The 3,609-nt window shown below is 69.3% G+C and carries 4 protein-coding genes and 1 other RNA gene; 2 read left to right on the plus strand and 3 right to left on the minus strand.

Going from position 1 to position 3,609, the window contains the following annotated elements:
- Positions 1-184: 184 nt before the first annotated feature.
- The 3 genes from JX283_RS08595 to JX283_RS07965 all read right to left on the minus strand — a co-directional run bounded on the left by JX283_RS08595 (position 185) and on the right by JX283_RS07965 (position 2,651).
- Positions 185-1,219, minus strand: coding sequence for a GGGtGRT protein (locus JX283_RS08595; protein ID WP_239652550.1), 1,035 nt, complete (start codon positions 1,217-1,219; stop codon positions 185-187).
- Positions 1,220-1,239: 20 nt separating this feature from the next.
- On the minus strand, positions 1,240-1,932 hold the full coding sequence (locus JX283_RS07960; protein ID WP_204830099.1) for an iron-sulfur cluster assembly scaffold protein: 693 nt from the start codon (positions 1,930-1,932) through the stop codon (positions 1,240-1,242).
- A 107-nt stretch (positions 1,933-2,039) separates the two neighbouring features.
- Positions 2,040-2,651: a sugar O-acetyltransferase gene (locus JX283_RS07965; RefSeq protein WP_204830100.1), complete on the minus strand. Its 612-nt coding sequence runs from the start codon at positions 2,649-2,651 to the stop codon at positions 2,040-2,042.
- A gap of 84 nt (positions 2,652-2,735) precedes the next feature.
- Here JX283_RS07965 and ffs point away from each other — a divergent pair.
- Together ffs and JX283_RS07975 are read left to right on the plus strand one after the other, a co-directional pair.
- An RNA gene (ffs, locus tag JX283_RS07970) (signal recognition particle sRNA small type) lies at positions 2,736-2,831 on the plus strand.
- A 66-nt stretch (positions 2,832-2,897) separates the two neighbouring features.
- A complete protein-coding gene (locus JX283_RS07975) occupies positions 2,898-3,587 on the plus strand; it encodes a DedA family protein (RefSeq protein WP_204830101.1) in 690 nt (229 codons plus the stop codon).
- The last annotated feature ends 22 nt before the right edge of the window (positions 3,588-3,609 follow it).

Consider the following 3,609-nt stretch of genomic DNA (forward strand, 5'->3'; position numbering starts at 1 on the left):
GACAGGGACCCTTCGGTGAGTAGAAATCCGCTCACCGAAGGCCACCAAGCCGCTCACCGAGGCCGCGAGCTCGCCAAAAGTGGGACAAAAGTGTCCGGGTGGTGGGACACGGGACAGGGCCCCGGCCGCGCGGTGCGGTCGGGGCCCTGCGGGGCGGGGCGATGCCGGGTGGCGCCGGTGAGGGCTACAGGCCCTTCTCGATGGCGTCGGTGATGGCCTCCTCCACGGCCACGGCGCACGCGACGGTGGCACCGACCATGGGGTTGTTGCCCATGCCGATGAGCCCCATCATGTCCACGTGGGCCGGGACGGAGCTGGAGCCGGCGAACTGGGCGTCGGAGTGCATACGGCCCATGGTGTCGGTCATGCCGTAGGAGGCGGGGCCGGCGGCCATGTTGTCGGGGTGCAGCGTGCGGCCGGTGCCGCCGCCGGAGGCCACGGAGAAGTACTTCTTGCCGTTCTCCAGGCGCTCCTTCTTGTAGGTGCCGGCCACCGGGTGCTGGAAGCGCGTGGGGTTGGTGGAGTTGCCCGTGATGGAGATGTCCACGTTCTCGTTCCACATGATGGCCACGCCCTCGCGCACGTCGTCGGCGCCGTAGCAGTTCACCGCGGCACGGGGGCCGTCGGAGTAGGGAATCTTCTCCACGACGGTGAGCTCGCCGGTGTAGTAGTCGAACGACGTCTTGACGTAGGTGAAGCCGTTGATACGGGCGNTGATCTGGGCGGCGTCCTTGCCAAGGCCGTTGAGGATCACGCGCAGCGGGGTCTTGCGGGCCTTGTTGGCGTTGTTGGCGATACCGNTGGCGCCCTCGGCCGCGGCGAACGACTCGTGGCCGGCCACGAAGGCGAAGCACTCGGTGTCCTCGCCGAGGAGCATGGCGCCGAGGTTGCCGTGGCCCAGGCCNACCTTGCGGTCGTCGGCCACGGACCCGGGCACGCAGAAGGACTGCAGGCCCACGCCGATGGCGGCGGCGGCGTCAGAGGCGGTCTTGACCTCGCCCCTCTCGGCCTTCTTGAGGGCGATGGCGCAGCCTGCCGTGTAGGCCCAGACGGCGTTCTCGAACGCGATGGACTGGACGCCCAGGACGATGGCGCGCGGGTCGATGCCGTGGTCCTCGCAGATCTTCTGGGCCTCCTCCAGGGAGGAGATACCGTACTCGGCGAGGGTCTCGTTGATCTTGTCGATGCGGCGCTCGTAGCCTTCGANCGTAACTGCCATGGGTGACTTCAGCTCCTTTCCTACTCGTGACGGGGGTCGATGACCTTGGCGGGGTTGTCCCACTGGCCGTAGCGTCCGGTGTCCTTCTCGACGGCGGCCGCGGCGTCGAGGCCGTCCTTCAGGGCGTCGGCGAGCACGCCGAGGTTGATGAACTCGAAGCCGACGATCTCGTCCTTGTCGTTGAGCGCCTGCCTGGTGACGTAGCCCTGGGCGAGCTCGAGGTAGCGCGCGCCCTTGGCCTTGGTGCCNTACATGGTGCCCACCTGGGAGCGCAGGCCCTTGCCGAGGTCGTCCATGGCGGCGCCGATGGGCAGGCCGCCCTCGGAGAAGGCCGTCTGGGTGCGGCCGTAGACGATCTGCAGGAACAGCTCGCGCATGGCGGTGTTGATGGCGTCGCACACGAGGTCGGTGTTGAGGGCCTCGAGGATGGTCTTGCCGGGCAGGATCTCTGAGGCCATGGCGGCGCTGTGGGTCATGCCCGAGCAGCCGATGGTCTCGACGAGGGCCTCCTCGATGATGCCGTCCTTGACGTTGAGCGTGAGCTTGCAGGCGCCCTGCTGCGGCGCGCACCAGCCCACACCGTGGGTGAGGCCGGAGATGTCGGAGATCTCCTTGGCCTGGACCCACTTGCCCTCNTCGGGGATGGGTGCNGGGCCGTGGTAGGCGCCCTTGGCCACAGGGCACATGGCCTCCACTTCTGTCGAGTAAATCATGCCGCTCCTCTCTCTTTCTCTCATTGGAGCGGGTGACGCAGCGGGTCCCCCGNCCGACGACTCTCCCCTTNTTAAACGCGGGGAGCGCCGGCGGGGGCCGCGAGGCCTCAGTCGCGCGAAACGCCACCGGAAAGCACACGGTCGGCGTCGGTGACGGCGCGGAGCGGCCGGCACGGGTTGCCCGCGGCCACGACCCCGGGCGGCACGTCGCGGGTGACCACCGAGCCAGCGCCCACCACGGAGCCGGCGCCCACGGTCACGCCGGGCAGCAGGCACACCTTGGCGCCGATCCACACGTCGTCACCCACCGTGATGGGAAGGGCCCGCTCCCAGCCCGCGTTGCGCTCCTCGGGCACCAGCGGGTGGCAGGCGGTGTAGAAGCCGCAGTCGGGGCCCACGAAGACGTGGCTCCCCAGCGTTACGGGCGCGCCGTCCATGAAGTAGGCGCCGTGATTGACGAAGCACCCGTCGCCGAGGGTCACATTGGACCCGTAGTCCACGGTGAGCGGGGCGAGCACCTCGACGGCCGCGCCCACCGAGCCGAGCACGGCGCGCATCAGCCGGTCGCACTCCTCGGCGTCCGCCGGGTCGCAGGCGTTGAAGGCGCGGCAGGCCGAGGCCGCCCGGCGACGGGCCTCGAGGAGCTCGGGGTCGAAGTTGGCGTCGTACCAGAGGCCGGCGGCCATGCGCTCGGCGTGGNTGGCGGGGGCGGCGTCCATGACGCTTCCTATCTGTAGAAACGGCGGTCGCGGCGCTCGGGGCCGGCACGGGCCCCGCACCGCTATACTATGGGCCATGCGTGTCCGGCAGGGGCGGGCGACACCATGTCCCGAACCTGGTCAGGACCGGGAGGTAGCAGCCATAAGGGGCCTCTGGTGGGCGCCCGTTCCCGCCTGGCACGCAGCGCGCCCCTCGAGCCGTGCGGCCCGAGGGGCGCTTCCGTACCGATTCACCCGAGGAGCGCCATGGACTTCATCGCATTCATCGCCGGCCTGCTGCAGGACCCCATGGCGGCCATCCAGGGCTGGATCGCCCAGGGTCCCATGGTGGCCGTGGGCTTCATCTTCCTGGTGGTGTTCATCGAGACCGGCGTGGTCTTCATGCCGTTCCTGCCCGGCGACTCCCTGCTGTTTGCCGCCGGCGTGCTCTGTCACGGCGAGGCCGGCCAGGTGCTGCCCATCTGGGAGNTGCTCCTGTTCNTGTGGGCCGCCGCCATCCTCGGCGACCAGTGCAACTTCTTCATCGGCCACTTCCTGGGCCGGCGCATCATCGACAGCGGTCGCATCAAGGCCCTCACGCCCGAGCGCGTGGCGCAGTCCGAGGCCTTCATGGACAAGTGGGGCGGCGTCTCCATCTTCCTGGGGCGCTTCTTCCCCTTCATCCGCACGTTCGTGCCGTTCCTGGCTGGCGTGGGTGGCATGAAGTGGCACCACTTCTTTGGCTTCAACGTGCTCGGCGGCATCGTGTGGTCGTCGCTCTTCACCCTGCTGGGCTACTTCTTCGGGCAGATTCCCGCGGTGCAGGAGCACTTCGAGCTTGTGGTGGTGGGCATCGTGCTCATCTCGGCCATCCCCGCCGTGGCCGGCCTGGTGAAGGCGCGGCTCGCCCACCGCGAGGAGCGGCGGCTGGCCGAGGAGGACCGGGACGGCGAGTAGGCGGGCCACGGACGGGTGGCCC

The organism is Olsenella sp. CU969 (genome assembly GCF_905219715.1).
Classification (GTDB): Bacteria; Actinomycetota; Coriobacteriia; order Coriobacteriales; family Atopobiaceae; genus Granulimonas; species Granulimonas faecalis.